This window comes from Nocardia nova NBRC 15556 (genome assembly GCF_001613005.1).
Classification (GTDB): Bacteria; Actinomycetota; Actinomycetes; order Mycobacteriales; family Mycobacteriaceae; genus Nocardia; species Nocardia nova.
Window position 1 is genome coordinate 1 of sequence record NZ_BDBN01000056.1, and the last position, 1,089, is coordinate 1,089.

General features: G+C 72.8%; 1 pseudogene. It reads right to left on the reverse strand.

The window, feature by feature from the left end:
- Positions 1 to 1,089: pseudogene (locus NN2_RS37825) on the reverse strand (helix-turn-helix transcriptional regulator); the annotation flags it as partial.

Genomic DNA, 1,089 nt, shown 5'->3' on the forward strand with positions numbered 1-1,089 from the left:
CCGATCGGCGTGGGGTTCGGCCCGGCCGGCGGCGCCGACCCGCACCGCCGCCTCGACCAGATCGGGTATCGAGCGCATCGCGCACAGGTGATGGCGCAGCGGGTCGCGGGTCAGCCGCTCGAAGCGCGACAGCGCGGATTCGGCTCGGCCCGAACCGAGTTCGAGCAAACCCAGCGACCAATGCGCCCACGCCGCACCGGGCGAGACGGAACCCGGTGTGCTGTCGGCGAGCCCCGCCTCGGCGTACTGCCGGCACCGCTGCTCGTCGCCCTCGGCGGCGTGAATATGCGCGAGGACGCTGCTGAGCTGGCTGACCCATTGGCGCTGGCCCAGATCTTCGGCCAGCCGCAGCGCCTCGGCCGCGGTGGTTCGCGCATCGCGCAGACGACCGGTGAAGATCTCCACTTCGGCGGCGAAGAACAACGTGGTCGGCAGGCGGCCCGCGGCACCGGCGCTGCGATAGTCCCGAGTCAGCGCGTCGGCCGGACCGTAGACGGCGGCATCCTGGCCGCTGGCCAGCGCCACGCCGCACAGCATCAGCCGCACCTGATCCGGTATCGGTCCGCGCCGCGCGGATTCTTCCAGCGTTTGCGTCAATTCCGGTGGCGCGCCGGCGGTGTCGCGAGGATCCAGAACGCTCGCCATATAGGTCACGACCGGACGCAGGGGATCCGTGTCGGCCAGCGACACGGCGGTCAACTGCGCCACGCAGTCGCGGACATGCTGTTCGCCCAGGTACCAGCCGGTGTGCAGGGCCTGGACGAGCATGGTCGCCGCCAGCGTGGGATCGCGGTCGGCGACCTGCGCGGCGCCGTCGCGCAGCAGGGCGTCCGCCTCCGCGAAACGGCCCTGCCAGAAGTGCGCGAGACCTTCGACATGCGCGAGGCGAGCCCGCAATTCGATTGTCGCACCGGCTCTTCCGACCGCACGGCGGGCGAGCCCCGCGGCGCGCTCCAGATCGCCCGCGTTCAAGGCGGATTGGGCGGCCAGCGCCTCGCGGTGCGCGCGCAGTCCGGGCTCCGCGGTGAGCCGGGCGGCGCGTTCGTAGGCCGCGGCGGCCGCTTCGTGGCCACTGCGGGCGAGCGCACG